A 26,863-nucleotide genomic window follows, 5' to 3' on the forward strand; every position below is an offset into this window, starting at 1 on the left:
TACCGCCTGGCACCAGGCGCCAGGGCGGCCTGGGTCAGCGGCGGACTATCGGGTTGGACAGCCGTCCGATTCCTTCGATCTCCACTTCGAAACGGTCACCGGCATTGACCAGGCCGACGCCCGCCGGGGTGCCGGTCATAATGACATCACCGGGGAGCAGCGTGAAGGCCTGGGAGACCACGGACACGAGTTCGCGGACGCCGCGGATCATCTGGCTGGTGCTGCCGTCTTGGCGCAGTTCGCCGTTGAGCCGGCCCTGGATCTGGAGATCCTCGGTGTCCAGCTCCGTCTCGATCCATGGTCCCAGTGGTGCGGAGGTGTCAAAGCCCTTGGCCCGCGTCCACTGCAGGTCGCTCTTCTGCACGTCCCGGGCAGTTAGGTCGTTGCCGCAGGTGTACCCGAAAATGACGTCGTCCACCCGGTCTTCCGGGACGTCCTTGCAGATCCGGCCGATCACCACGCACAGTTCCGCCTCGAACGAGACTTCCTCGGAGAATTCCGGCAGGACAACGGGATCGTTGGGGCCAACGACGGCGGTGTTGGGCTTCAGGAAGAGGAGCGGCTGGGCGGGCACTTCATTGCCAAGCTCATGGGCGTGCTCCACGAAGTTGCGGCCCACGCCGATGACCTTGCTGCGCGGGATGATGGGCGCCAGCAACCGGACGTCCTCCAGCTTGTGCCGGACGGACGTGCGCTCCACGCCGTTGAAGAAGGGGTCTCCGTGGATGACAGTGATTTCCTCACTGCCCGTTTCGCCTTCCACAACGCCGTACAGGGGATCAGAATCGACAACAAACCTGGCAATACGCATGGTCCCTACCCTACCGTCCCGGCCTGGCCACTTCCTTCAGCGCGCAGGTAGTGCAGCTGTGCGGCAACGGACATTTCGGCTGCCCGCCGGACGGAAGGGCCGACGTCGGAATAGACGACGTCAGCCACCTCACCCACGGTGGCGTCCCGGCCGAGTTGTGCCAGCGCCGCGCGGATCTGGCCGAGCCGCTCCTGCCGGTGCAGGCGGTAATCCCGCGCAATGGACTCCACGGAGGGCAGCACGGGTCCGTGCGCCGGGAGGACGGTGGCCGGACCCAACGCCTCAAGCCTGTCCAGCGCGGTGAGGTAGTCCCCCAGTGTGCCGTCCGGGAAGTCCAGCATGGTGGTGCCCCTGCCCAGGATGGTGTCGCCGGTCAGCACGGAACCGTGGGGGCCGTCGTCGGGAAGATGGAAGGACAGCGAATCCGACGTATGGCCGGGAGTGGGCAGCACGTTAATCTCCAGCCCGGCGGCGTGGACCACCCCGCCGTGCAGGGGTTCTCCGCCGCCGTGGCAATGCACGGGATCGGCGGCACGGACCGGGGCGCCGGTCAGTTCATGCAGGCGGGCCGATCCGGCAGTATGGTCAGCGTGGCGGTGGGTGATGAGGATCAGTTCCACCGGGCCGGCATCGGCAAGTGCCTGGAGGTGGGCCTCGTCCAGCGGGCCGGGGTCCACCACGACGGCGCCGGGATACCCGGCGGCCCGCATCACGTAGGAGTTGGTTCCCTCGAGGCTCATGGGCCCGGGGTTTGGGGCCAGGATGTACCGCGTCAGGGCAGAGCTGCGCTGCAGGATGGGGCCGGAAGCTGAAGTCACCATCACATCTTTGCATCCGGCGCCGGACCACCGCCGCCCCGCGTCCGGAATAGAACAGCCGGGTGCCCCGGTTGACCACCAGTGAATCCCCTCGCTCTCTCCCAGGAAGCCGGAACCACACACCATGAGCACCACAACACTTGCAGACCTCCTCGCCGCAGCCGATTCCGCCGGCCACGACCATGCCGCGACGGAGAAGAACAGCGGGCTCCTGCACATCCACAACCATGCAACGGGTGGCATCGTCTGGTTTCCCACGTGGCGGAAGTTCCGCGAAACCGCCGATTGGAGTGAGGCGGTGGAAAAAGCGGCCAGGGACCTGCCTGCGGATTCGGTACCCGCGGAGGAAGCGGCAGCGCGTGTTCTGGCCGACGACCTGGAGGATCTCCTGAAGCGCGCCGCCGCGGCCAGTGACGCAAACATGTTTGTCCAGGAGAACCTCACGCGCCACCTGACCCGGACCTGGGCTGTCGCGGACGCCGTCGCCAAGGCAGCAGGCAAGGATTTGCCTGGCGGCACTACCACGCCGCCCATTTTTACCGGCTACCCCTACGACGTGTACGCCCAGGACGGCGGCGTCTTTGCGACGACGCTGTGGAACGACATGATCGACGCCCGCCGCAACCGGGCGCTGGAAGAAGAAGCTGCACGGAAGGCCCTGAAGCCTGTTTCCCGCAAGGCCTTGAAGAACGCCGCCAGGAAGGCCGCCCGCCGCTGACCTGGACGGCTGACTCCCGCCGTGGTACGTACACAACGAACGGCGCCCGCCGGGCAGAAGCCCGGCAGGCGCCGTCGTTGTTGTGGGGCTTGAGCGCCGGCTATGCCAGGCGGGTCAGCCAGCCGTGGGTGTCCGGGACCGCCCCGGTCTGGATGCCCAGCAGCTGCTGGCGGATGGCCATGGTGGTCTCCCCCGCCGTAGCGTCCTCGGAGCCAATGAACTCGGTAGCGTCCTTCAAGACGCCGATGGGGGTGATGACGGCCGCGGTGCCGCACGCGAAGACCTCGGCAATATCGCCGGAAGCGACGCCGTCGCGCCACTCATCCAGGGTGATCTTGCGTTCGGTAACCTCACGGCCCATGTCCTTTGCCACCTGGATGACCGACATCCGGGTAATGCCTTCCAGGATGGTGCCGGTGAGGGCGGGCGTGACGAGCGAGCCGTCCTTCATCACGAAGAACACGTTCATGCCGCCCAGTTCTTCAACAGCATCGTCATTGAAGTGGTCCAGGAACAGAACCTGCTTGCAGCCGTTGGCTTCAGCCTCTTGCTGGGCAATGAGCGAGGCTGCGTAGTTGCCCCCGCACTTGGCGTCGCCCGTGCCGCCCCGGCCCGCACGGGCAAATTCACGTGAGATCCAGATGGAGACAGGCTTGAGTTCGCCGCCAAAGTAGTTCCCGGCGGGCGAGGCGATCACGCGAAAGGACACTTCACGGGCTGCACGGACGCCCAGGAAGGCCTCCGTGGCGATCATGAAGGGCCGGAGGTAGAGTGCTTCGCCGTCGCCGGCGGGAACCCATTCCTTGTCAGCGGCCACCAGTTCGCGGATGGCTCCGAGGAAGTACTCTGCCGGCAGTTCCGGCAGGGCCAGCCGCCGGGCTGACTTGTTCAGGCGTGCGGCGTTGGCTTCCGGACGGAAGCTCCAGATGGAGCCGTCGGCGTGGCGGTAGGCCTTGAGCCCCTCGAAAATCTCCTGCCCGTAGTGCAGCACCGCAGCCGACGGATCCAGGGTGATGGGTCCATAGGCCTCCACGCGCGGATTGTGCCAGCCGCCGTTGCCGTCCGCGTCCACGCTGTAATCGACGATGGCGGTGTGGTCGGTGAAGTGGTTGCCGAATCCCGGGTTCGCCAGGATGGCTGCACGCTCTTCAGCAGACTTCGGGTTGGCCGAAAGCTGCTGGCTGAATTCGACGCCATGGGCAGTCTGGGTCATGGTTCCTCCACGATCGGCCGCCCCGGGTTCAGCGCTGAACGGCAGGGCGGCATTTGGTGATTCGAGACAAGCTTACGCCCGATGCAGGAGGCCTCGGCGCGCTAGAGTCCGGCGGCGATGGCATCGCCCACGGCGCTGGTGCTGCGGGGGCTGCCGTCGCGCTTTTCGACGTCGGCAACCACCGCGGCTTCGATCTTCCGGGCAGCACCGGCGTAGCCAAGGTGGTCGAGCAGGAGGGCCGCCGAGAGGATTGCCGCAGTGGGGTCTGCTTTGCCCTGCCCGGCGATGTCCGGGGCGGAGCCATGGACGGGTTCGAACATGGACGGCGCTGTGCGGTCCATGTTGATGTTGCCGGACGCTGCCAGCCCGATGCCGCCGGTGATGGCCGCGGCGAGGTCGGTGAGGATGTCACCGAAGAGGTTGTCGGTGACAATCACGTCGAAGCGGGACGGGTCCGTGACCATAAAGATGGTGGCAGCATCCACGTGGAGGTAGTCGTGCGTCACCTCGGGGAACTCCTGGGCAACGGCCTCGACGGTGCGCTTCCAGAGATGCCCGGCGTAGACCAGGACGTTGTGCTTGTGGACCAGGGTAACGCGCTTGCGTTCCCGGGCGCTGGCGCGGCGGAAGGCATCGCGGACCACGCGCTCCACGCCGTGTGCGGTGTTGAGGGACACTTCGGTGGCAACTTCGTGCGGGGTGCCGGCGCGCAGGGTGCCGCCGTTGCCCACGTAGGGGCCCTCGGTTCCTTCGCGCACCACGATGAAGTCGATGGTGCCGGGGTTGGCCAGCGGGCTGCCCACTGTTCCGTAGAGCCGGGACGGCCGCAAATTGACGTAGTGGTCCAGGCTGAAGCGGAGCTTCAGGAGCATCTCGCGTTCAATGATGCCGGAGGGAATGCGCGTGTCGCCGGGGGCGGCGCCCACTGCGCCGAAAAGGATGGCGTCCCGGGTCCGGAGGTCGGCCAGGACCTCGTCGGGCAGCGTCTCCCCCGTGGCCAGCCAGTGCTCGGCGCCGAGCTTGTAGTGCGTCTGCTTGAGCTCAACGCCCTCAGCGGCCACAGCCTTTTCCAGTACTTTGACTGCCTCGGCGATGACTTCGGGGCCAATGCCGTCGCCGGGAATAACTGCCAGATCAATGGAGGATGCGCTCATGGTTTCAGGGTAGCCAAGTCATCCATATGCTGGTCAAGCTGTCTCAATATACGGGCGATGCCATAATGACGACGTTGGTTCCCCAGAGGTCATCCGTGTAGCAGGAAATAAGAACCAGCCTGTTGGGAGCAACGTCCCGAATGGCGCTGTCCTTCAGGCCTGATTTTTCGTACGTGGTGACCGAATCAACGCGGTAGCTGAGCTTGCCGGTACCGGTGGCTACGGTGAGGAGGTCACCGGCAGACGCCCGGCTGCTGAGCCGGTTGAAGGGCGCCTCACGGTCCTGCCAGCTGTGGCCCACCACGTAGGTGGTATTGGTTGACCCGGCTCCCGGTGCCCCGTACGGCGTTAGCCAGTATCCGTCCATGGTGGGAGGCGGAATGATGGTCTGGCGCTCCTTGTCGTCGGCGCTCGGATCGAGAGGATGAACCACCACGTCAATGTCCGCAGACGGGTAAACCAGCCGTTGCGGAGGCGCCGCGGGCGGCCAGGCGGGAGTGGCCGGCGGCAGGTCGGGAGTCAGCGGCGCTGCCGGGGCAGTACCGTAATTCGTCGACGACGGCGGTGCGGAAGCCACGGGCGGGCTGCCGCCAGACTGGACGCTGCCGCCTCCCATACCCAACAGTGCGGGCAGCAACAGGAACATCAGGCAGCCCAGCGCGGTGAGCAGGCCCAGGGCGGCGATAAAGCGAAGGCGCGGTGCGTCCCATCGGGTCCGTTTCGGGGCGGCAGGACTTTCTTTTTGATGTGCAGTGGATGGTCCGGGTTCGTTCACGGTCACCGCGGGCTTCGGTCAATTCGATCAAAGGCGTTAAAGGCACACGGCGCCGTGCCACTTGCGGGGCACGGCGCCGCGCGCATCATTCAGCCACTTGCCGCCAGCGCACCGGCCGGCGTGCTAACTGCGGGCTTCGCCATGGCGGCTGCCGCCAGCTGCCAGGGTTTTCCGGGCTGCAATGGCACCTCCGGCGAGCAGCAGGACGGCCGCGCCTCCGAGCCAGGGAGCCATTCCCGGATCCGGCTCAGACACCGCGGTCTGAACGTTGAAACCCTCGTTGACCGCGGTCACTGCGCCGCCCCCGACGACAGCGCCTGCCGGGGCGGGGGCCGGGGCCGGAACCACGGCACCGGCCGGAGGTACGACCTCCGGCGGCACTACGGCAGGTGGAACCACCGGCGGAACAACAGGTGGAACTACGGGCGGTGCTTTCGTGGGAACGCACCCGTTGTTGTACGTGGCTTTCCCGTCGTCAGTCCAGTTCTGCCCCGCGGGGATTACCTTCCCATGGTTCGGCGGGATGATGTCCTCGGTGTGCTGGTGGTGGTCACCGGCGTGGCCGTTGAGGCCCTGCAGGGCGATGGTGATGACCACGTAGGGATTTGACGCCGATCCCGTCGCGTGGCAGATGGTGATTTTCTTGTCGTTGCCCTCATGCGGGGTTCCGCCCGGCTTGGCGCAGCCGGCATTCCACCAGTCCACCTTGTGGAGGTTCTGGCCTGCAGGCAGCATGCTGTTGGCCGGAATGATGTCCTCATTGTGCTGGTGGCCCAGGTGGGCTTTGAGTGCGTTGAGGCTCATGGTGACTGACACGTAGGGGTTCGTGTCTGAGCCCGTCGCGTGACAGATGGTGATCTTCCCGTCACCGCCGGATGATTCCGGTGGCGAGGCCACGGCCGTGGCTGACGCGCCTAGAAGGGCGAGGCCTGTGACCCCGAGTGCGGCTAGGATCCGTTGCATTTTTTCCGTCTCCGTCCATAGTCTGCTTCAAACTGCAAGACGTACGGGAGAACACGACCGCCCCAACCTGACGGGTCACAACGCAAACAGACAGCATCGGGGCGACGGTTCTCCCAGATGCGAACTGTCAGTTTGCTAACCCGTTCAGGCTATGGAAGGCGGGGCGGAGAGTCCCGAGTAGGAAATACCTGTGTTCGAACCGCCGGACTACTCCGCGACCGGATAGATACCTGCCCGGACGGTCCGGAGCCGGGCATACTGCTTAGGCTTCTGCAGGCTCCTCGTACTTCGGGAAAACCGGCGCCGGGGCAGGCAGTGCAGTTCCGGCAACAATCGGGGTACCGATGGCGGCAAACTGGCGGGCTTCCCCTTCGGGCTGGCCCAGGCTGTCCAGGAGCGCGGCCGTGGCGGTGGGCATCACCGGCTGGGCCAGGATGGACACGATCCGGAGTACCTCAAGCGTGACGTACAGCACGGTGTTCATGCGTTCAACGTCGGTCTTCCGCAGCACCCAGGGCGCCTGCTCGGCAAAGTAGGCATTGGTATCGCCCAGGACAGTCCAGATGGCTTCCAGGGCCCGGCTGAATTCCTGTTTCTCGAAGGCAGCCCGGGCAGTTTCGAGGAGGCCGCCCGCCTGTTCCAGGATGGCGCTATCCGCGGCGGTAAACGCACCCGGGGCGGGAACCGCGCCGCCGCAGTTCTTCGCCACCATGGACAGCGAACGCTGCGCGAGGTTGCCGAAGTTGTTGGCGAGGTCGGAGTTCATCCGGCCCACGATGGCTTCGTGGTTGTAGCTTCCGTCTGCGCCGAAGGGAACCTCCCGGAGGAAGAAGAAGCGCACCTGGTCCAGGCCGTACTGCGCCACGAAATCCGCGGGAGCCACCACGTTGCCGAGGGACTTGGACATTTTGACGCCGTTGTTGTGCAGGAAGCCGTGGATCATGACCCGCTTGGGCAATTCCAGGCCGGCACTCATCAGGAACGCAGGCCAGTAGATGGCGTGGAACCGGGAGATGTCCTTGCCGATGACGTGGACGTCGGCCGGCCAGTACTTACGGAACTTCTCCGAATCGACGTCCGGGTAGCCAACGCCCGTGAGGTAGTTCGTGAGCGCGTCCACCCACACGTACATGACGTGTTTGTCGTTGCCGGGAACGGGCACGCCCCAGTCGAACGTGGTGCGGCTGATGGACAGGTCCTCCAGCCCGCGGCGGACGAAGCTGATCACCTCGTTGAACCGGGACTGGGGCGCGCCGAACTCCGGCTGCGCCTCGTAGAGGGCCAGGAGCCGGTCCTGGTAGGCGGAGAGCCGGAAGAAGTAGCTCTCCTCTGCCGTCCAGGTCACCTCGGTGTCGGTCTCTTTCGAGTAGCGCACGCCGTCGTCCTTGACCACGGTGTCATCCTCACCGTAGAACGCCTCGTCCCGGACGGAGTACCAGCCCTCATACTTCGACAGGTAGATGTCACCCTTGGCTTCCATCTTTTTCCAGATGGCCTGCGACGCGGCGTAGTGGTCCTCGTCCGTGGTGCGGATGAAGCGGTCGTACGTGATGCCCAGGGCGGAATGCGCCGCTTTGTACACCTCTGCGTTGCGGTCCACCAGCTCCTTGGGCGTGATGCCCTCCTTCTCGGCCGTCTGCGCGATCTTCATGCCGTGCTCGTCCGTGCCGGTCAGGAACATCACGTCAAAGCCGTCCAGCCGTTTGAAGCGGGCCATGGCATCGGTGGCGATGTACTCGTAGGCGTGGCCGATGTGCGGCACGCCGTTGGGGTAGGTGATGGCCGTGGTGATGTAGAACGGCGTTTTCTTTGAAGCAGTCACGTGCGGACGGTACCTTCGGTGCGGAGGGGCGGGCTAGATCAGTTCAGTCAGGGAATCGCTGAGCCGGACCAGTTCGTGGTCGTGCGACGCCACCAGGACGGCGATTCCATCGGACGTGGTGTCTTTCAGGATACTGATAATGCGGTTGGCGGATGCGCGGTCAAGGCTGGCGGTGGGCTCGTCCACCACCAGGACCCTGGTGCCCAGGATCAGGGCCCGGGCGATGGCCACGCGCTGGCGTTCGCCGCCGGACAGCTGGGCGGGGCGGTGCCGCATCCGGCGGCCCAGGCCCACCAGGTCCAGCAGGTCCTTGGCCATGTCCCGCCGCTGGTCCACTTCGCCGTCGGGAACGGCCGGCAGGAGCACGTTTTCGAGGGCGCTCATACCGTCGATCAGGGCGCCGCCCTGGTCCACGTATCCGATCAGCGCACGACGGCGGTCGGCTATTTCGTCGTCGCCCATGCTTTCCAGGGAGTCGCCTTCCCAGAAGACACGTCCCGACGTCGGCAGCGTGAGTCCCGCGCCGACGGTCAGGATGCTGGTCTTGCCGGAGCCGCTTCGGCCGGCGACGCAGTGCATCTCGCCGGCGTGCAGGGTGAGGTCGAAGCCTTCCACAACGCTGACGGCTTCAGCACCGCCCTTGCCGCCGCCGTAGCGGATGGTGATGTCGCTCAGCTCCAGCGGGGTGGCGTGGTCGGCCTCCTTGACGATGGTGTTGGCGCGGGTCTGCAGGGGAACCTCGCCGGAGCCGCCCCGGCGGCTCCGCTGGACATTGGTCGGGTTTGTCATTGGACCACTTTCGTTGCAATCGGTATCCAGCAAAGTACAGCCACGAGGCCGGCGACGCCTGCCCACAATGCGGCATAGGGTGCCAGCAGGAGGCCGATACCCAGGGCGCCCAGCACGCCCAGGGGCAGGGCCACGGTTCCTACCAGCGCGTTTTCGAAGAGCCGGACCTGGCGGAGCATGTCCGGGTTCCATCCCATCGCCTCAAGGATGCCCAGGTACTGGCGCTTGGCGTTGAGCTCAAACCGGCCGGTGACCAGTGTCAGCACCAGGCCCACCACAACCCCGGCGAGTGCCAGGAGGATGCTCGGCAGCGCGACGCTGGCGGCGGCCAGCCCGCTCAGGGCGCTGGCGCCGGCCGCGCGGGGGATGTCGATCAGCAGGGCGATCAGCCCGCCCACAGCGGCACCGAACACGCCGACGGCGACGGCCAGGGACAGCGTGTTGAACTTGTTGGTGCCCAGCTGCCGGTTGGCGAAGGTCAGCGGCGAGTCCACAGGAATTAGCCGCTCGTCGTGCTGCGGCTCCTGGTCGATGACGTCGCGGTGGCGGAGCTGCTGGGCTGCGAAGAGGGCAGCGCCTGCGTAGAGCACCAGGACGGCGACGCACACCAGGGCCGTGGCCAGGCTCCAGCTGAGCAGGCTGAGCACGATGCCGGCCACTGCCAGCAGCACGGCTCCCACGCCGAATTCCTCCAGCACCCAGCTGCGGATCCGCCGCTGCGTCCAACCCATGGCCCGGAGGGTGCCGGCTTCACTTCGCCGCTTGCGGATGTAGCTCACTGTTGACGCGCCGGTCAGCAGGGCGGCACCGCACAGGGTCAGGAAGAGCAGGGTGATGTTGGTTCCCGACAGCGATCCGGTGACCGCCTCCGCCGCATTCTGCCGGACCCAGGACTGCTGGACGGTGCCCAGGGCAGATTCCTTGCCGGCGTCGTCCTTGGAATATCCGGGGACGAAGATGCTGGCGTCCTCACGCGCGGAGCCGGCCACGATGGTGGCTTCGAGGCCCATGGCGCGGATTTCGTTGGCGAGCTCTTCCACCTCGGGCTGGGCTTCCTTCCAGCTGCCCGGCGCCTTGGCACGGACACGGATGGCGTCGATGACGTCGGCGTTGTCCGTGTAGCCGCGGGCGGCAGCCAGACCGTAGTAGTCGGTGATGGCACCGGCAGACTGGCTGGCAAGGCCGGTGGCGCTCAGGGAGGGCTCCAGCTCGGTGGCGGGCACGTCCTTGCCTTCGGCATCCTTGACCAGGGTGAAAGGGGTGGGGTCGTAGCCGCCAAGTGGCAGCTTGTTGACGTCGCCGGCGGCCTCCGCCACAGCGGCGGGATCAAAGGTTCCGTAGACCATGGCCAGCGGAGCTGCCACCTGCTCCCCTGTGGCCAGGTTCTCCCGGTAGGAACGCTCATCCACGGGTTCGCGCTGGGTCTGGTCCACGGGTGTGCCGTTGGCGCTCTTTTCAGGCAACCGGTTGATGGTTACCCATTCGCCGGGAACCGCGGTCTTTTCCACGGCGCCGTTGGCTGCGGCCTCGCCGTCGGTGTATTTGGGGGCGGCGGCAAAATCGGTGCTCCAGGTGGCAGGGGTGTAAAGGCCCTGGTTGAAGTTGCCGGTGCTGCCCAGGAGGGAGGAGTGGTCCGTGGAGCCGGGCCAGGACAGGACGAAGGGGTCCTTGGAGACGAACGGCAGGTAATCCTTGTCCAGGGAACGGGAGACGGTTCCGACGTCCTTGACCACCTTGCCGGCGTCGTCGATCTCTTCGATCTTGACGTTGTACTTTAGGTCCAGGGAGGTGCCCGAGCGGACAATCAGCGGAATGGCCTGGGAGTCGGCGGTCAGCTGGCCGGTCCGCTTTGCCTGCTGGTACTGGGTCATCAGGGGTGCCCAGTACTTGAGCTTGACGCCCAGGAAATCCGGTCCTTCTTCGAGCTGGTCGAGGCCGATGCCGTTGGTGAAGAGGCCTTCGAAGTAGCGTCCGATGGCTCCGGCGTCGCGGGCGTCGGCAGGCGGGGCCTTCTCCAGCGGGGCAAGGAAGTCACCGGAGGATCCCAGCAGGGCGCGCTCGGCGGCGGGGTCCACGGCCACCACGGATTCCGTTACCTCGGGGGCCAGCGGCAGGGACACGGACAAGTTGAAGAGGTTGTGCTCGGAGCCGCCGGCCGGTGCGGGGAACTTGATGCCCGTTTCGCCTTCGGGCGCGGCAATCCGGATGCTGTTGCCGCCGGCGGCCTTTTCCTCAACCAGCTTTGCTTTGCCAAGGCTTCCCTCGGCAGTGGATTTGAAGAGTGTTTGTTCGGAGACGCCGTCGGAGCTCACGGCGCTGGCGGTGAGGCGGTACTTCTTGGTTTCGTCGCTCAGCACGGACTCGGCCGCGGGCCACTTGTCCGGAGCCGTGGCGCCGGCCGCCTGGTCCGCCGTGGCGGTTCCGGCCAGCCCGGCGTTGTAGCCGAGGTAGTCCATGGCGTCCAGGCGCGGGGACTCAAGGTTCTGCGTGACGCGGGAGACCAGGCTGATGGGGGCGGCAACCGACGTGCCGGACAGCTTCCGTATCGAGTCCAGTTGTTCAAAGCTGATGCCACCGGTGCCGTTGGCGATTTCGGGCTGCAGCAGCGCACCGGAGGGCGCTTTCGCCTGGACCAGGACGTCGTAGAGTCCCCGGGAATTTTCATCCACGGTCCTGTTGAGTGCAGCCTGTGACTGGCTTTGGACGAGGACCGACAAGCACATGGCTGCGATCAAGATGGCCGCGGTCAACAGCAGCACTTTGCTTCTGATGAACCTCTGGACGGCGTTCATTGAACTCCCTGAAACCTGGATTGCGTGCGCACATTCGTGTCCGGCCGGGCCGGACATGGGCGATTAACGGACGGATGTGCAAAAGGTATTGGCCGGTCTGCCGGCCCGGTCCTGAATCAGGACCCAGCCATTGTAAGCAGACCGGCCAATCATACGTGGCCCCGCCGGGGCGCGCCGAGGGGATGCCGCTGGTACGGCGTTTCCCGGATCCTGGGCTAGTCCTCCAGGTCCACTTCCCGGACCATCTCGGCACCGATGCCGGCCTTGATGGCGTCGAGGACCTGCTGCGGCACGGAGCTGTCGATGGTCAGCAGGGCCAGAACCTGGCCGCCCTGGTCGTGGCGGGCCACCTGCATGCCGGCGATGTTGATGTTGTTCATGCCCAGGATGTGGCCGATGGTGCCAATGACGCCGGGGCGGTCGGTGTAGGCCACTACTACCAGGTGCTCACTGATGGGGATTTCAACTTCGAAGCCGTTGATGCCCACCAGTTTCTGGATCTGCTTGGGGCCGGTCAGGGTGCCGGCCACGGAGATCTGGCTGCCGTCGCTGAGGGCGCCGCGTAGGGTCAGGACGTTCCGGTAGGACTCGGTTTCGGGGGTGGTGATCAGGCGGACGTTGATGCCGCGCTGTTCGGCGATGACCGGGGCGTTGACGTAGGAGACCTGCTCGGTCACAACGTCGGCGAAGATGCCCTTCAGCGCAGCCAGCTCCAGGACCTTGACGTCGAGGGACGAGATTTCGCCGGCTACCTCCACGTCGAACTGGGTCAGGGAATCGTGGGTCAGCGCGGTGAAGATGCGGCCCAGCTTTTCGATCAGCGGGATGCCCGGGCGGACGTCGGGGGCGATAACGCCACCGGCCACGTTGACGGCATCCGGAACCAGTTCGCCGGCGAGGGCGAGGCGGACGGACTTGGCCACGGAGACGCCGGCCTTTTCCTGGGCTTCGTCGGTGGAGGCACCGAGGTGCGGGGTCACCACAACGTTGTCCAGCTTGAAGAACGGCAGGTCGGTGCTGGGCTCCTTGGCGAAGACGTCGACGCCGGCGCCGGCGATTTCGCCGTCCTGCAGGGCCGTGAAGAGAGCCTCTTCGTCCACGAGGCCGCCGCGGGCGACGTTGACCACGTAGGCGGTGTTCTTCATCTTCTTGAAGGCATCGGCGCCGAGCATGCCCACCGTTTCCGGAGTCTTGGGCATGTGGATGGTGATGAAGTCGGACTGGGCCAGGAGCTCGTCCAGGGTGACCAGCTGCACGCCGAGCTGCGCTGCGCGGGCGGAGGTGATGTAGGGATCGTACGCAAGGATCTTGGTGTCAAAGCCTTTGAGCCGTGCTGCCACCAGGGCGCCGATCCGGCCGAGGCCGATGATGCCGATCTTCTTCTCGAACAGTTCAATGCCGGTGTACTTCGAGCGCTTCCACTCGCCGTCCTTGAGGGCGGCGCTGGCCTGCGGAATGTGGCGGGCGAGGCTGAGGATGTGGCCCACGGTGAGTTCGGCGGCGGAGACGATGTTCGACGTGGGGGCGTTAACCACCATGACGCCGGCCTGGGTGGCGGCCTTGATGTCCACGTTGTCCAGTCCGACGCCGGCGCGGGCGATGACCTTGAGGTTCTTGGCGGCCGCGATGGCCTCGGCATCGACCTGGGTCGCGGAGCGGACCAGGATGGCGTCAACGTCGCTGATCGCCGAGAGCAGCTGGGAACGGTCGGCGCCGTCGGTCTGGCGGATTTCAAAGTCCGGGCCAAGGGCCTCGACGGTGGCGGGGGAAAGTTCTTCGGCGAGCAGTACTACGGGTTTTGACACGGCTGATCCTCTGCGTTGCAGTCCTGGGGATGGAACAAGTCTAGGCCGACGGAAAGGCCGGGCTCACATTGTTAAGTGTGAACCCGGCCTCACGTTGCCCGTTATGGGGGGAAGGAACCGGCAGCCTTAGCGGGCTGCGGAGCCTTCAACGTAGTCCACGTCCTGCTGCTGCCAGGAGAACAGGGAGCGCAGCTCGCGGCCAACACCCTCGATGGGGTGCTGCTCAGCCTTGGCACGCAGTTCCTTGAACTCGACGCCGCCGTTGTCCTGGTCCTCGATGAACCGCTTGGCGAAGGCACCGGACTGGATGTCGGCCAGGACGGCCTTCATGTTTTCCTTCACCTCGGGGGTGATGACGCGGGGGCCGGAGACGTAGTCGCCGTACTCTGCGGTGTCGGAAACGCTCCAGCGCTGCTTGGCGATGCCGCCTTCCCACATGAGGTCGACGATGAGCTTGAGCTCGTGCAGCACCTCGAAGTAGGCGATCTGCGGCTGGTAGCCGGCTTCGGTCAGGGTCTCGAAGCCGTACTGGACCAGCTGGGACACACCGCCGCAGAGGACAGACTGCTCGCCGAAGAGGTCGGTTTCGGTCTCTTCCGTGAAGGTGGTCTTGATGACGCCGGCGCGGGTGCCGCCGATGGCCTTGGCGTAGGACTTGGCGAGGTCCCAGGCGGCGCCGGAGGCATCCTGCTCGACGGCGATGATGTCGGGGATGCCGCGGCCGGCCTCGAATTCGCGGCGCACGGTGTGGCCCGGAGCCTTCGGGGCCACCAGGATGACGTCAACGCCTTCCGGTGCCTGGATGTAGCCGAAGCGGATGTTGAAGCCGTGGGCGAAAGCCAGTGCCTTGCCGGGGGTCAGCTTGTCCTTGATGGAGTCGTTGAAGATCGAGCGCTGGTGCTGGTCCGGTGCCAGGATCATGATGACGTCGGCCCATTCGGCGGCATCGGCAACGTTCTTGACCGTGAAGCCTGCGTCCTCGGCCTTGGCGGTCGACGTCGAACCCTCCTTGAGGGCGATGACAACCTCGACGCCGGAATCGCGCAGGTTGAGGGCGTGGGCGTGGCCCTGTGAGCCGTAGCCAACGATGGCAACCTTGCGGCCCTGGATAATCGACAGGTCGGCGTCGTCGTCGTAGAACATTTCAGTCACTTGCGTAACTCCTCTTGAGTGGTGTGTAGATAGGTGTTGTGTGGTGGTGCGGTTACGGGCGGTGGTCCGCCAGGGCATTCGCCTAGGCGGAGCGCAGCGCCCGGTCACTCATGGAGCGGGATCCCCGTCCAACGGCCAGGGTGCCGGACTGCACGATTTCGCGGATGCCGAAGGGCTCCAGCACTGAGAGCAGTGCCGTGAGCTTTTCGGGATGGCCGGTTGCTTCAATGACGACGGAATCGGTGGAGACGTCGACCACTGAGGCGCGGAACAGGTCTGCAGCCTGGGTCACCTGCAGGCGTGTTGCGGCATCCGCACGTACTTTAACCAGGATGTGGTCGCGTTGTACGGAAGATTCAGGGGTGAGCTCAACGATCTTGATGACGTTGATCAGTTTGTTGAGCTGCTTGGTGACCTGTTCGATCAGGTCGCCGTCGGCGTCGACCACCACGGTCATCCGGGAGATGCCGGGGACTTCGGTGGGGCCGACGGCCAGGGAGTTGATGTTGAAGGCGCGGCGGGCGAAGAGGCTCGCAACGCGGGTCAGGACGCCGGGTTTGTCTTCAACCAGGACGGACAGTGTGTGGCGGCTCATGGTCAGTCCTCTTCTTCCCATTCCGGGGTCATGTTGCGGGCAACCTGGATCTGGTCGTTGCTCACGCCGGCGGGCACCATCGGCCACACCATGGAGTTGGGGCTCACCACGAAGTCGATGACCACGGGGCGGTCGTTGATCTCCAGGGCCTTCTGTATGGTGGCATCGATGTCCTCGTCGCGTTCGCAGCGGAACGAGGCGCAGCCGTAGGCCTCCCCCAGCTTGACGAAGTCCGGGATGCGGACGGTGTCGTGGCCGGTGTTGAGGTCGGTGTTGGAGTAGCGGCCCTCGTAGAACAGGGTCTGCCACTGGCGCACCATGCCCAGCGAGGAGTTGTTGATGACGGCAACCTTGATGGGAATGTTGTTGATGGCGCAGGTGGCCAGTTCCTGGTTGGTCATCTGGAAGCAGCCGTCGCCGTCGATGGCCCATACCACGCGGTCCGGTTCGCCCACCTTGGCGCCCATGGCCGCCGGAACGGCGTAGCCCATGGTCCCGGCGCCGCCGGAGTTCAGCCAGGCGTGCGGGCGCTCGTACTTGATGAACTGCGCTGCCCACATCTGGTGCTGGCCCACGCCTGCCACGTACACGCCCTCGGGGCCGGTGAGGGCGCCGATGCGTTCGATGACCCGCTGCGGGGCGCTGAGCCCGTCGTCGGGTTCGGTCCAGCCCAGCGGATAGGTTTCCTTGAGGTTGTTCAGGAAGGCCCACCAGGTGGTGAGGTCCGGTGTGCCGGATGCGTCGAACTGCGTGCGGACGGCCTCGGTCAGTTCCGGAATGATTTCCTTGACCGATCCTACGATGGGAACGTCGGCGGTGCGGTTCTTGGAGATTTCCGCGGGGTCGATGTCGGCGTGGATGACCTTGGCCATCGGCGCGAAGGTCTTGAGCACACCCGTCACGCGGTCATCGAAGCGGGCGCCGAGGGTGATCAGGAGGTCGGCCTGCTGCAGCGCGGTAACGGCGGAGACGCTTCCGTGCATGCCGGGCATGCCGACGTGCTGCGGGTGCGAGTCCGGGAAGACGCCCTTCGCCATCAGGGTGGTCACCACGGGGGCACCGGTGGCTTCGGCGAGGGCCAGCAGTTCGGCGCTGGCGTGCGCCTTGACCACGCCGCCGCCGACGTACAGGACCGGCTTGGTGGACGCGGCGATGAGCTTCGCGGCCTCGCGGACCTGCTTGTTGTGGCCGCGGGTGACGGGCCGGTAGCCGGGCAGGTCCACTTTGGGCGGCCAGGAGAAGGTCATCTGCCCCACCTGGGCGTCCTTGGCCACGTCCACCAGGACGGGACCGGGACGGCCGGTGGAGGCCAGGTGGAATGCTTCAGCCATGACATGCGGAATGTCGTTGGGATCGGTCACCAGGAAGGAGTGCTTGGTGATGGGCATGGTGATGCCCACGATGTCGGCTTCCTGGAAAGCATCGGTGCCGATCACCCCGCTGGACACCTGGCCGGTGATGGCCACCAGCGGCACGGAGTCCATGTGGGCATCCATGATGGCGGTAACGAGGTTGGTGGCACCCGGGCCCGAGGTGGCGATGCAGACGCCAACCCGTCCGGTGACCATGGCGTAGCCTTGCGCGGCGTGGCCGGCTCCCTGTTCGTGACGGACCAGCACGTGATTCATGGTGGAGGCCATCAAGGGGTCGTAGGTGGGCAGGATCGCGCCACCAGGCAAACCGAAAATATCGTCGACGCCGAGTTCTTCGAGCGAGCGGACAATAGCTTGCGAGCCGGTCATCACCGTTGGGGGTACAACGTTGTTCGGCCCAAGGACAGGAGAGACGGCAGCAAGGTCGGCGACGACGGCGGCATGGTCCGCCGCCCGGTCGGCGCGTTCCGGAGCCTTGGTGGCTCCAGTGGACTTGGTAGCCATCAGCGAGGGGCTGATGGGCGATCCTTTGCTCATCGGACTCTTCCTTGTGGATCATCTGTGGTTCATGGAAACAGCGGGAAATAAAAAAACCCCTCAGCCTGAGCGGCTCTTCGAGGGGTTGCGCGTGACGGTTCGTTACCGGAGGAGGCTAATGTGCCACGCGCTTGGTAAGGACGACGACGGTGCCGGCGGTAACGAAAGTCATGCGTTCAGTTTTCCCTCTGGCGAGATACGTGTCAACGAGCCGCTACCCGATCTCACCATGTGGACATCATTGTCCACGTGCTGATCCTACCCCCAAACCTCCGGCGCAAGCGCCGTCCGCCCGGGGCCCCGGGATCAGCCCTTATTAAGCCCTACCGCCTCCGGCAGTCGTGTCGCCGCCGGAGGCATGGGGTACTCAGGCATCAGCCGCAATAGGCACCGGTACTGGCGCTGTGCACCAGCTTGGCGTATTTGGCGAGCACACCCTTGGTGTACCTGGCCGGCAGCGGCTCCCAGCCCACCTTGCGGGCTTCGAGTTCAGCCTCGTCCACCAGCAGGTCGAAGCTGCGCGCTGCGATGTCCACGCGGATGCGGTCGCCGTCCTTGACGAACGCGATGGGGCCGCCGTCCACCGCTTCGGGCGCGACGTGGCCGATGCAGAGGCCCGTGGTGCCGCCGGAGAACCGGCCGTCGGTGAGGAGCAGGACGTCCTTGCCGAGGCCCGCACCCTTGATGGCGCCGGTGATGGCAAGCATCTCACGCATGCCTGGCCCGCCCTTGGGTCCTTCGTAGCGGATCACCACAACATCGCCGGCGTGGATCCGGCCGTTGTCCAGCGCGTCCAGGGCACCCTGTTCGCGCTCGAAGACGCGGGCGGTGCCTTCGAAGACGTCGGCGTCGAAGCCCGCGCTCTTCACCACTGCGCCTTCGGGGGCCATGGTGCCGTGCAGGATGGTGATGCCGCCGGTCTTGTGGATCGGGTTGTCCAGCGCGCGCAGGATCTTGCCGTCAACGTCCGGCGGGTTGATGGCGTCGAGGTTCTCCGCCACGGTCTTGCCCGTGACGGTGAGGCAGTCACCGTGCAGCAGGCCGGCGTCGAGCAGTGCCTTCATGATCACCGGCACGCCGCCGATCTTGTCCACGTCGGTCATCACGTAGCGGCCGAACGGCTTCAGGTCGCCCAGGTGCGGAATCTTGTCGCCGATGCGGTTGAAGTCATCGAGGGTCAGCTCCACCTCTGCTTCGCGGGCAATGGCCAGCAGGTGCAGGACGGCGTTGGTGGAGCCGCCGAAGGCCATGGTGACGGCGATGGCGTTTTCAAACGCCTTCTTGGTCATGATGTCCCGGGCGGTGATGCCCAGGCGGAGCAGGTTAACCACGGCCTCGCCGGACTTGCGGGCAAATTCATCACGACGGCGGTCTGCCGAGGGCGGGGCGGCGGAGCCCGGCAGGGACATGCCGAGAGCCTCGCCGATGCAGGCCATGGTGTTGGCCGTGTACATGCCGCCGCAGGCGCCTTCACCCGGGCAGATGGCCTTTTCGATGCGGGTCAGGTCTTCCATGCTCATCTTGCCTGCGGCGCAGGCGCCGACGGCCTCGAAGGCGTCAATGAGGGTGACTTCCTTTTCGGAGCCGTCCTCAAGCTTGACCCAGCCGGGCATGATGGAGCCGGCGTAAAGGAAGACGCTGGACAGGTCCAGGCGGGCGGCGGCCATGAGCATGCCGGGCAGGGACTTGTCACAGCCTGCCAGCAGCACCGAACCGTCGATGCGCTCGGCCTGCATGACGGTCTCCACGGAGTCTGCGATGACTTCGCGGGAGACCAGTGAGAAGTGCATGCCCTCATGGCCCATGGAGATACCGTCCGAGACGGAGATGGTGCCGAACTGCATGGGGAAACCGCCGCCGGCGTGGACGCCTTCCTTGGCGCCCTGCGCAAGCCGGTTCAGCGAAAGGTTGCAGGGGGTGATTTCGTTCCATGAGCTGGCGACACCCACCTGGGGCTTTGCGAAGTCGTCATCCCCCATGCCGACCGCCCGGAACATGCCACGTGCCGGTGCGGCGTGGATTCCGTCGGTAACGACCCGGCTACGGGGTTTGATGTCAGGCTTGTTCTCGGTTGCGATTTGGGTGTCACTCATAGGGGAAAGTCTATGGCTCCACGCGCGGCAGCAACGACCGCGAAGCTCCGGTTAAGCGCAAAATCAGGATTATTTCAATCAGATAGTGGACTGTCATCTCGAATAATGAGATGCCCACCGCCGGGCCGACCCGTTCCTGTGGCGCAGGTCACCGGGACGCCCGCTTTCCAGCCCCGGGATCCCGCCGTGGTTCGCTGCCCGGGATGTTGCCGCCGGCGGGACGCCCGGAGGAACATCCGGGCCGGTCAAAGTGCTGGACAGCGATGTGGACCCGACGTAGCGTCGGGGCAAGGGACCTTGCCGACCGACCGAAGGGCTTGCCATGGAAGCTGTCTTCTTGATCATTCTGCTCGCTGTACTGGTGGGTGTTGTGTGGTGGAGGCTGAACGCCAAGAAATCACCCGCTGCCCGAGGTGACGCCGGCCAGGCGGACGTGGCCCGCAGCGACGGGGGAACCCGCACTGATGGTGCTCTTTCCGGCGGCAGCGCCGCGGCGTCGGCCGAGGCCGCCGGCACCACGGGAATTCCCACAGCCGCGGGCTTTGGCCGGCCGGCCGAGCCCGCTGCGCCCGTCACTGCGGACGAGTCGGCAGAAACATCGGCTTCGGTGGATGCACCGCGTCCTGAACGCACAGGTTCAGGTTCTTCCGCAGCCTCCCCCGCCGGCACGGCTGGAGCCGGCGCAGCGCCCGCGGATGCGGGTGCTGGTGCGGCAACTGCGGGAGCCGGCGCAGCGACCGCGGATGCGGGTGCTGGTGCGGCGACCGCGGGACCCGGCGACGACCGCCGACGCCAGGACCAGGCCGAATGGGAAACCCAGTGGTCCGAAGCCAGCGGCGCTCCCTCCGCCCGGACCAACCCAACCCCGCCAATGCAGTCGGTCACAGAGAAGACGGGGACGCAGCCGGAAGCAGCACCGGTCCATCACGCCGAGTACACCGAACCGCACGCCCCCACGCTTCCCGGCGCCGAGTCCGCTGCCGTGGAAGAAGCGGACGACGACGGCGCGGCAGCCTCCGCCGTCGGACGTTCAGCAGACCGGCCTGAGCCTGCGGGCGTTTCCGGCGGCAACATCCCGGCCGGTGCCGCCGCAGCGGAAATGCAGGACCGCACCCAGTCCTCTGCCCTCGTGGAGACCGGAGCAGACCATCTGCCGGAACAAGAGGCATCCCCGCATGGTCGCTCGCCGGAGGCTGCCGGCCACCTGGCGGCCGACGAACCGTACGGGGCAGGCTCTGCCGCCGCGCGTGCCGATGGCAGCGGGCCGGCAGATTACGGCGTCAAGGCCGATGCCGGCGCCATGGTCTATTACGAGGAGGGGCACCCGGACTATGAACAAGCCAGGGCTGATGTCTGGTTTGAGTCGGCCGCCCACGCGGAGGCGGCAGGCTTCCGTGCCCCACGGCGCAGGCGCCTCTAGGAGCAGGTCCGGCCCGGCCTCAAGGACGAACCGACCCTGCTTCCTCCCCACGCGGGGAGGAAGCAGTAAATCATGTGGCCCATTTCACACGTGCGCAGGGGCGGATCAGGGCCGGGATCTTGACTCCCGAAGGAGGTTTCCGGCTTCCCGCAGGCAACCACACCCTTGATTTTGCGCGGATTTTGCCGCTGCCGGAATGATCATCCACCCGCACGGCCGGCCGATTTCACATGCACCAAAAGTTCGTGTAGAGTTTCATGTCGTTGCGGAGATCAACGGGGAAAGAAAAGCCCCGAATGATTGAAACAAAAAGATGCACCTCTAGCTCAATTGGCAGAGCAATTGACTCTTAATCAATGGGTTCCGGGTTCAAGTCCCGGGGGGTGCACCACTGGGAAAACAGCCTCCGGCTTTGCGGAAACGCAAGCCGGGGGCTGTTTTGTTTGTGTCCCCAACTAACGGCACAACAAAAAAGGCGTGACCACAGTTTGCATACTGCGGTCACGCCCCGGCCGGCCGGCGGCGAAGTCTAGTCAGGGTGAATTTTCCACGAGCGCGGCGGCGTTGCCGGGCGTGGTGGCGAACTGGCTTGCGAGCTCCCTGACCACTGCCTGGAGCTCCTGGCGAAGGACTTCGGGATCAATGGACGCCGAAGCCAGGACGGAACGCTCCATCTCCACAGCGGCAGCGACCGCCTCCTTGCCCCGTTCGGTCAGGGACACCACATGGCTCCTGCGGTCCGACGTGCTGCGCACGCGGGCGATATGCCCGTGGGACTCCAGCCGGCTGAGGGTCTTGCCCATGGTCTGGGCCTGCACGCGCACGTATTGGGCAAGCTGGGCCTGGGTCATGGGGCCCTGCGCGTTCAGCACCTCGATGGCAATGACCCCGGCGTGGGTCAGGCCGATGGCACCAAGTTTTTCGTTCCAGGAGTGTTCGACGAGGCGCGCAGCAGTGGACAAGAGGCGCCCCGTGGGCCAGTGATCCATATCAGGCATAGCAGCAAGTATAGCCAAGTGCCGATTAGCACTGGTTCCTCCCCCTTACTAGGCTGTTGTGACCCGCCTGCAACAAGGAGAAAAACATTGGCCGACAGACTCGTTACCGGTGATGAAGCGCCCGGTTTCACATTGAAGGATTCAACCGGCAAGGACGTTTCCCTGTCCCCCGGTGCGGGCCGCCATAGAATCGTCTACTTCTACCCGGCCGCTTCCACTCCCGGCTGCACCAAGGAAGCCTGCGACTTCCGTGACAGCCTCGCTTCACTGCAGTCCGCGGGGTACGACGTCCTGGGAATCTCGCCGGACCCCGTCGACAAGCTGGCCAAGTTTGCTGCCAGTGAGGAACTGAGCTTTCCCCTGCTCTCGGACCAGGACCATGCTGTAGCGGACGCCTATGGCGCCTGGGGTGAGAAGAAGAACTACGGCAAGATCTACCAGGGCCTGATCCGGTCAACCATCGTGGTGGATCCGGAGGGCAAAGTGGCGCTCGCCCAGTACAACGTCCGGGCTACCGGCCATGTCGCCAAGCTGCGCCGCGACTTGAAGCTGGACGCCTGACCGGCAGCGTTGCCTGCTCCGGTCGAGCCGGGGCAACGCTACAATAAAGACTGGCATCCGCCGTCGTACCTTTTGTGTGACGCCGGCAGGACGCCTGGCGCGAGTGGTGAAATTGGCAGACACGCAGGATTTAGGTTCCTGTGCCTTCGGGCGTGGGGGTTCAAGTCCCCCCTTGCGCACCCAAAGAAATACAAGAATCCCCCGGTTCACACCGGGGGATTTTTTGTGTTTATGCCCTGCGGGGCAACCCGGGAACTGTTCCCCGAAAAAGGCCGGATTCGTAATCCTCCGAAAAACTCCTTGGATTCCACCCATCCGTATCTGCGCACCGGCCGAATACCCAGTGAGACACCAGCCAAGGGCAGGTGCCCGCCAGCCAGACAAGAACAATGCCGTGAACACCAGTCCGCGGCAGGCATAACGCCATAATCCAAGGAGAACTCACATGCAGACAATCAAGCGCACAACTTTCACCGTCGCAGGCGTTGCAGCTGCAGCTCTGCTGAGCCTGACCGCGTGTGGCGGATCCGCCGGCTCGTCAAGCTCCTCGGCACCGGCCGAGTCCCCCGCACCTTCCAGCATGGCCCCGTCCCCGTCGGCCAGCTCCTCGGCCGCGGCCATGGACCCGGCCGCCAACCTGGTGGGCCCCGGCTGCGCCGGCTACGCCGAGCAGGTCCCCACGGGAGCCGGTTCCGTTGAGGGCATGGCCCTTGACCCGGTGGCAGTTGCCGCCTCCAACAACCCGATCCTGACCACCCTCACCGCCGCTGTATCCGGCAAGCTGAACCCCAAGGTGGACCTGGTGGACACGCTCAACGGCGGCGAGTTCACCGTCTTCGCCCCGGTGGATGAGGCCTTCGCCAAGATCGATGCAGCCACCATCGAAACACTGAAGACCGATGATGCCCTGCTGAGCAAGATCCTGACCTACCACGTTGTTCCGGGCCAGATCACTCCTGACAAGATCGCCGGCACGCACGCAACCGTCCAGGGTGGTTCGGTGACGGTTACGGGCAGCGGCGACGCACTCAAGGTTGACGATGCCAGCGTCATATGCGGCGGCGTCCAGACCAAGAACGCCACCGTTTACCTGATCGACTCGGTGCTGATGCCCAAGTAGCCCCCGGCAACCCACGCCTTCTGAAGCCGTGCCCGCACAAGCGGGTACGGCTTCAGTGCTGACCGGCCTCCCCGGGAGCCGGGACCCGGTCAACTAGACTGGGTCCCGCGGCCCGCAAGCGGCGGAGCCGGCAAGATCCAGAGGTGATAAACGAGTGCCCAGCAGTACATCGCGGCGCGCGGTCCTTAAGGCCGGCACCGTCCTCCTGGCGTTGGGGGCAACCTCGTGCACGGCAGTACCGTCCCCCTCACCGTCGTCGGAATCACCCAGCGCCACAACCCCTGCCGAGCCCACCGCCACCTTCAACTTCGGCACCGCCGCACAGCCCCTGGGACTGGACCCCGCCCTCTCCAGCGACGTGGAATCCCAGCGCATCACCCGCCAGATCCTTGAAGGACTGGTGGGCGTGGACCAGACCACCGGCAAGCCGACACCCCTCCTTGCTACTGAATGGAGCGAGTCCAACGAGGGCCGCTCCTACACTTTCACGCTCCGCACCGGCGTCACCTTCCAGGACGGCACGCCGTTCAACGCCGACGCCGTCTGCGCGAACTTCAACCGCTGGTTCGCCTTCCCGGCAGACCTGCGCCGGCAGGCACCCGGCAGTTCCTTCAAGGGAGTGTTCAAAGCCCACTCGGACGAGCCCGACCTGTCTATTTTCAAGAGCTGCACCGCCCTCTCTGCAGACACTGTGCGGATCGACCTCACCCAGCGCTTCACGGCGTTCCTTCAGGCCCTGACGCTGCCGGCCTTCGCCATGGCGTCTCCCGCGGCCCTGGCGTCCGGCACCGCGGACGTCCTTGACCAAAGCCGCGGCGGGCGGCCAGTCTCCGCCTTCGCCACCCGCCCTGTGGGCACAGGCCCGTTCAGCTTCGCGTCATGGGACGAGCAGAGCGTCACCCTGGTGACCAACAACACCTACTGGGGCGACCGCGGCCAGATCGCCACCATCAACTTCATGGCATACAACCACCCCCAGACCAGGCTCCAGGCCCTGCTCGACGGCAAGATCGACGGGTATGACGCCGTCACGGTGGGGAACTTCGACCAACTGGTCAAACGCGGCAAGCAGATTGTCCAGCGCGATCCGTTCTCGGTGATGTACGTGGGCATCAACCAGGACATCCCGGTGCTGCAGAACCAGAAGGTCCGGCAGGCAATCGAAATGGCCATCGATAAGGACACCCTGATCCGCAGGTTCTTCATCGACAACACCGCCAGGGCGACCCAGTTCGTCCCTCCCAAGATCAGCGGCTTCAACAACGATGCCCCCGAACTGGGCCACGATCCGGCCAAGGCCAGGGAGTACCTCAAGGAAGGCGGCTACGCGGGCGAGGAACTGAAGTTCTACTATCCGTTGAACGTCACCCGGCCGTACCTGCCCACTCCGGAGAAGGTCTATGCCGAGATCAGCCGGCAACTGACGGCTGTGGGGTTCAACATCCAGCCTGTCCCCGTGGACTGGTCGGACGGCTACCTCCAAAAGGTCCAGTCACCCGGCGACCACGCGCTGCACCTGCTTGGCTGGAACGGATCCTATTCCGACGCCGACAACTTCGTGGGCCCCCTCTTCGGTGAAAAAAACGGTGAGTTCGGCTACCAGGACCCGCAGGTCTTTTCCAAGATCAACCGGGCACGCGGCCTGCCGGAAGGCGAGGAACGCGATGAGCAGTACCACACCATCAACGCCCAGATCGCAGCCACCGTGCCGGCGGTTCCCATCGCCTTTCCCATCTCGGCCCTGGCCCTGTCCGACCGCGTGGTGAGCTATCCCGCATCGCCGGTCTTAAATGAAGTTTTCACGAAGGTGCAACTAAAGCCTTGACGGACTGGTCCAATTTCAGTATGTCGGCTGCCCGGGGATATTCTGTGACAGCCAGAGCCGCTGCAATCGGAGACTGATCGTGACCTTCATTTCCAAGACCCCACATGCCGACGTCGTCCTGATTGGCGGCGGCATCATGAGCGCCACGCTGGGGGCATTTCTCAAGCAGCTGGAGCCGAACTGGACCATTTCCCTGTTCGAGCGGCTGGACCAGCCCGGACTGGAAAGCTCCGACCCCTGGAACAACGCCGGAACCGGCCACGCTGCCCTCTGCGAACTCAACTATTCCCCTGCAGCCAAAGACGGCTCAGTGAACCCTGCCAAAGCCCTGCTCATCAATGAGCAGTTCCAGCTCTCCCGGCAGTTCTGGTCCCACCTGGTGGACCGGAACCTGATCGGCTCGCCCAAGGGCTTCATTAACACGGTGCCGCACATGAGCTTCGTGCTCGGCGAGGACCACACCCGGTTCCTGAAGACGCGGTATGAGGCGCTGAAGCCCCACACCCTGTTCCGGAGCATGGAGTACTCCGAGGACCACGGCCAGATCGCCAAGTGGGCGCCGCTCATCGTCAAGGGACGCGACCCGAAGCAGCGCATTGCCGCCACGCGCGCCGTCGAAGGGACCGACGTCGACTTCGGGGCACTCACCCGGGAGCTGACCACCTACCTCGGGAACAACGGCGTCGAAATCAATTACGGCCATGACGTCACCGGAATTTCCCGGGCGTCCGGCGGCGGCTGGGACCTCTCCCTGAAGTACCCGAAGTCCGGTGAACACGGCAAGATCCACGCCAAGTTCGTCTTCGTCGGCGCCGGCGGCGGGGCCCTCCACCTGCTGCAGGCCTCCGGCATCCCGGAGAGCAAGGGCTATGGCGGCTTCCCCGTTTCCGGCCAGTTCTTCCGCTGCACCGACGAAACCATCGCCGCCCAGCACAGCGCCAAGGTCTACGGCCAGGCGTCGGTGGGTGCTCCCCCCATGTCCGTCCCGCACCTGGACACGCGGTACGTCAACGGCAAGCGGTCGCTGCTGTTCGGCCCCTACGCCGGGTTCTCCACCAACTTCCTGAAGAACGGCTCCTACCTGGACCTGCCGCTCTCCATCCGCCCCGGCAACATCATCCCCATGCTGGCCGTGGCCAAGGACAACATGGACCTCACCGCGTACCTGATCAAGGAAGTGGCGAAGCGCCACGGGGACAAGGTCGAGGCGCTGCGTGAGTACTACCCGGAGGCCAAGGACGGCGACTGGGAACTGATCACCGCCGGCCAGCGTGTACAGATCATCAAGAAAGACCCGCAAAAGGGCGGCATCCTGCAGTTCGGAACTGAAGTGATCGCCGGCCGTGACGGCTCCATCGGTGCGCTCCTTGGCGCCTCCCCCGGAGCATCAACAGCTGTTCCCATCATGATCGAGCTGCTGCAGAAGACGTTCCCCAAGAACTTCAAGGGCTGGCAGTCGAAGCTGAAGGACATGATGCCCGGCTACGGGGTGAAGCTGGATGAAAATCCGGACCTCGCCGTCGAGCTGG

The 26,863-nt window shown here is 65.3% G+C and carries 21 protein-coding genes and 2 tRNA genes; 8 read left to right on the plus strand and 15 right to left on the minus strand.

What is annotated here, in order from left to right:
- Positions 1–34 precede the first annotated feature (34 nt).
- Together P2Q66_RS19800 and P2Q66_RS19805 are read right to left on the minus strand one after the other, a co-directional pair.
- Positions 35–811, minus strand: a complete 777-nt coding sequence (locus P2Q66_RS19800; RefSeq protein WP_115525574.1) for a fumarylacetoacetate hydrolase family protein — start codon at positions 809–811, stop codon at positions 35–37.
- Between the two features lie 5 nt (positions 812–816).
- Positions 817–1,632, minus strand: a complete 816-nt coding sequence (locus P2Q66_RS19805) for an MBL fold metallo-hydrolase (protein ID WP_275730896.1) — start codon at positions 1,630–1,632, stop codon at positions 817–819.
- Between the two features lie 121 nt (positions 1,633–1,753).
- Between P2Q66_RS19805 and P2Q66_RS19810 the strand changes: the two genes are divergently transcribed.
- Positions 1,754–2,347, plus strand: a complete 594-nt coding sequence (locus tag P2Q66_RS19810) for a hypothetical protein (protein WP_115525576.1) — start codon at positions 1,754–1,756, stop codon at positions 2,345–2,347.
- 100 nt (positions 2,348–2,447) lie between these two features.
- On the opposite strand, the gene P2Q66_RS19815 is transcribed toward P2Q66_RS19810, so the two are convergent.
- From P2Q66_RS19815 to ilvD, 12 genes are all read right to left on the minus strand, one after another.
- Positions 2,448–3,560: a branched-chain amino acid aminotransferase gene (locus P2Q66_RS19815; RefSeq protein WP_115525577.1), complete on the minus strand. Its 1,113-nt coding sequence runs from the start codon at positions 3,558–3,560 to the stop codon at positions 2,448–2,450.
- A gap of 101 nt (positions 3,561–3,661) precedes the next feature.
- Positions 3,662–4,714: a 3-isopropylmalate dehydrogenase gene (locus P2Q66_RS19820; protein ID WP_275730897.1), complete on the minus strand. Its 1,053-nt coding sequence runs from the start codon at positions 4,712–4,714 to the stop codon at positions 3,662–3,664.
- Positions 4,715–4,757: 43 nt separating this feature from the next.
- Complete coding sequence (locus P2Q66_RS19825) at positions 4,758–5,495, minus strand: class F sortase (protein WP_345795652.1); 738 nt, start codon at positions 5,493–5,495, stop codon at positions 4,758–4,760.
- A 117-nt stretch (positions 5,496–5,612) separates the two neighbouring features.
- A complete protein-coding gene (locus P2Q66_RS19830; RefSeq protein ID WP_275730898.1) occupies positions 5,613–6,452 on the minus strand; it encodes a hypothetical protein in 840 nt (279 codons plus the stop codon).
- Positions 6,453–6,714: 262 nt separating this feature from the next.
- Positions 6,715–8,274: a methionine--tRNA ligase gene (metG, locus tag P2Q66_RS19835; RefSeq protein WP_275730900.1), complete on the minus strand. Its 1,560-nt coding sequence runs from the start codon at positions 8,272–8,274 to the stop codon at positions 6,715–6,717.
- 33 nt (positions 8,275–8,307) lie between these two features.
- Complete coding sequence (locus P2Q66_RS19840; protein WP_079597736.1) at positions 8,308–9,063, minus strand: ATP-binding cassette domain-containing protein; 756 nt, start codon at positions 9,061–9,063, stop codon at positions 8,308–8,310.
- On the minus strand, positions 9,060–11,855 hold the full coding sequence (locus P2Q66_RS19845; protein ID WP_079597735.1) for an FtsX-like permease family protein: 2,796 nt from the start codon (positions 11,853–11,855) through the stop codon (positions 9,060–9,062). The genes P2Q66_RS19840 and P2Q66_RS19845 overlap by 4 nt, the downstream gene beginning before the upstream one ends.
- A 215-nt stretch (positions 11,856–12,070) precedes the next feature.
- Complete coding sequence (gene serA, locus P2Q66_RS19850; RefSeq protein WP_079597734.1) at positions 12,071–13,660, minus strand: phosphoglycerate dehydrogenase; 1,590 nt, start codon at positions 13,658–13,660, stop codon at positions 12,071–12,073.
- 126 nt (positions 13,661–13,786) lie between these two features.
- Entirely contained in the window at positions 13,787–14,812 is a 1,026-nt protein-coding gene (gene ilvC, locus P2Q66_RS19855) for a ketol-acid reductoisomerase (protein ID WP_079597733.1), read from the minus strand.
- Positions 14,813–14,894: 82 nt separating this feature from the next.
- The gene (ilvN, locus tag P2Q66_RS19860; RefSeq protein ID WP_079597732.1) at positions 14,895–15,407 is read right to left on the minus strand and encodes an acetolactate synthase small subunit; all 513 of its coding nucleotides are present in this window, start codon (positions 15,405–15,407) and stop codon (positions 14,895–14,897) included.
- 2 nt (positions 15,408–15,409) lie between these two features.
- The gene (locus P2Q66_RS19865; RefSeq protein WP_275730902.1) at positions 15,410–17,317 is read right to left on the minus strand and encodes an acetolactate synthase large subunit; all 1,908 of its coding nucleotides are present in this window, start codon (positions 17,315–17,317) and stop codon (positions 15,410–15,412) included.
- Between the two features lie 374 nt (positions 17,318–17,691).
- Positions 17,692–19,410 carry a dihydroxy-acid dehydratase gene (gene ilvD, locus P2Q66_RS19870; RefSeq protein ID WP_079597730.1) on the minus strand — a complete coding sequence of 573 codons (1,719 nt, stop codon included), beginning with the start codon at positions 19,408–19,410 and terminating at the stop codon, positions 17,692–17,694.
- 322 nt (positions 19,411–19,732) lie between these two features.
- Between ilvD and P2Q66_RS19875 the strand changes: the two genes are divergently transcribed.
- Together P2Q66_RS19875 and P2Q66_RS19880 are read left to right on the plus strand one after the other, a co-directional pair.
- Positions 19,733–20,830, plus strand: coding sequence for a hypothetical protein (locus P2Q66_RS19875; protein WP_275730905.1), 1,098 nt, complete (start codon positions 19,733–19,735; stop codon positions 20,828–20,830).
- A gap of 315 nt (positions 20,831–21,145) precedes the next feature.
- Positions 21,146–21,221: transfer RNA gene (locus P2Q66_RS19880), tRNA-Lys, on the plus strand.
- A 142-nt stretch (positions 21,222–21,363) separates the two neighbouring features.
- On the opposite strand, the gene P2Q66_RS19885 is transcribed toward P2Q66_RS19880, so the two are convergent.
- Positions 21,364–21,819, minus strand: a complete 456-nt coding sequence (locus P2Q66_RS19885; RefSeq protein ID WP_079597727.1) for a MarR family transcriptional regulator — start codon at positions 21,817–21,819, stop codon at positions 21,364–21,366.
- 96 nt (positions 21,820–21,915) lie between these two features.
- On the opposite strand from P2Q66_RS19885, the gene bcp reads away from it, so the two are divergent.
- The 5 genes from bcp to P2Q66_RS19910 form a co-directional block, all read left to right on the plus strand.
- Complete coding sequence (gene bcp, locus P2Q66_RS19890; RefSeq protein WP_275730907.1) at positions 21,916–22,389, plus strand: thioredoxin-dependent thiol peroxidase; 474 nt, start codon at positions 21,916–21,918, stop codon at positions 22,387–22,389.
- A gap of 97 nt (positions 22,390–22,486) precedes the next feature.
- Positions 22,487–22,568, plus strand: a tRNA-Leu gene (locus tag P2Q66_RS19895).
- A 266-nt stretch (positions 22,569–22,834) separates the two neighbouring features.
- Positions 22,835–23,509, plus strand: a complete 675-nt coding sequence (locus P2Q66_RS19900) for a fasciclin domain-containing protein (protein WP_079597724.1) — start codon at positions 22,835–22,837, stop codon at positions 23,507–23,509.
- A gap of 154 nt (positions 23,510–23,663) precedes the next feature.
- Complete coding sequence (locus tag P2Q66_RS19905) at positions 23,664–25,334, plus strand: ABC transporter substrate-binding protein (protein WP_275730909.1); 1,671 nt, start codon at positions 23,664–23,666, stop codon at positions 25,332–25,334.
- Positions 25,335–25,413: 79 nt separating this feature from the next.
- On the plus strand, positions 25,414–26,863 hold a 1,450-nt coding region (locus P2Q66_RS19910; RefSeq protein ID WP_275730911.1), incomplete at its 3' end, for a malate:quinone oxidoreductase.

The organism is Arthrobacter sp. Cr_A7, from assembly GCF_029222765.1.
GTDB lineage: Bacteria > Actinomycetota > Actinomycetes > Actinomycetales > Micrococcaceae > Arthrobacter.

What these genes read in the sequence shown, in the direction of transcription:
- P2Q66_RS19800 (WP_115525574.1), bottom strand. Translation starts at nt 811, where the DNA reads ATGCGTATTGCCAGGTTTGTTGTCGATTCTGATCCCCTGTACGGCGTT.
- P2Q66_RS19805 (WP_275730896.1), bottom strand. Translation starts at nt 1,632, where the DNA reads ATGGTGACTTCAGCTTCCGGCCCCATCCTGCAGCGCAGCTCTGCCCTG.
- P2Q66_RS19810 (WP_115525576.1), top strand. Translation starts at nt 1,754, where the DNA reads ATGAGCACCACAACACTTGCAGACCTCCTCGCCGCAGCCGATTCCGCC.
- P2Q66_RS19815 (WP_115525577.1), bottom strand. Translation starts at nt 3,560, where the DNA reads ATGACCCAGACTGCCCATGGCGTCGAATTCAGCCAGCAGCTTTCGGCC.
- P2Q66_RS19820 (WP_275730897.1), bottom strand. Translation starts at nt 4,714, where the DNA reads ATGAGCGCATCCTCCATTGATCTGGCAGTTATTCCCGGCGACGGCATT.
- P2Q66_RS19830 (WP_275730898.1), bottom strand. Translation starts at nt 6,452, where the DNA reads ATGCAACGGATCCTAGCCGCACTCGGGGTCACAGGCCTCGCCCTTCTA.
- P2Q66_RS19840 (WP_079597736.1), bottom strand. Translation starts at nt 9,063, where the DNA reads ATGACAAACCCGACCAATGTCCAGCGGAGCCGCCGGGGCGGCTCCGGC.
- P2Q66_RS19845 (WP_079597735.1), bottom strand. Translation starts at nt 11,855, where the DNA reads ATGAACGCCGTCCAGAGGTTCATCAGAAGCAAAGTGCTGCTGTTGACC.
- ilvN (WP_079597732.1), bottom strand. Translation starts at nt 15,407, where the DNA reads ATGAGCCGCCACACACTGTCCGTCCTGGTTGAAGACAAACCCGGCGTC.
- P2Q66_RS19865 (WP_275730902.1), bottom strand. Translation starts at nt 17,317, where the DNA reads ATGAGCAAAGGATCGCCCATCAGCCCCTCGCTGATGGCTACCAAGTCC.
- ilvD (WP_079597730.1), bottom strand. Translation starts at nt 19,410, where the DNA reads ATGAGTGACACCCAAATCGCAACCGAGAACAAGCCTGACATCAAACCC.
- P2Q66_RS19875 (WP_275730905.1), top strand. Translation starts at nt 19,733, where the DNA reads ATGGAAGCTGTCTTCTTGATCATTCTGCTCGCTGTACTGGTGGGTGTT.
- P2Q66_RS19885 (WP_079597727.1), bottom strand. Translation starts at nt 21,819, where the DNA reads ATGGATCACTGGCCCACGGGGCGCCTCTTGTCCACTGCTGCGCGCCTC.
- P2Q66_RS19900 (WP_079597724.1), top strand. Translation starts at nt 22,835, where the DNA reads ATGCAGACAATCAAGCGCACAACTTTCACCGTCGCAGGCGTTGCAGCT.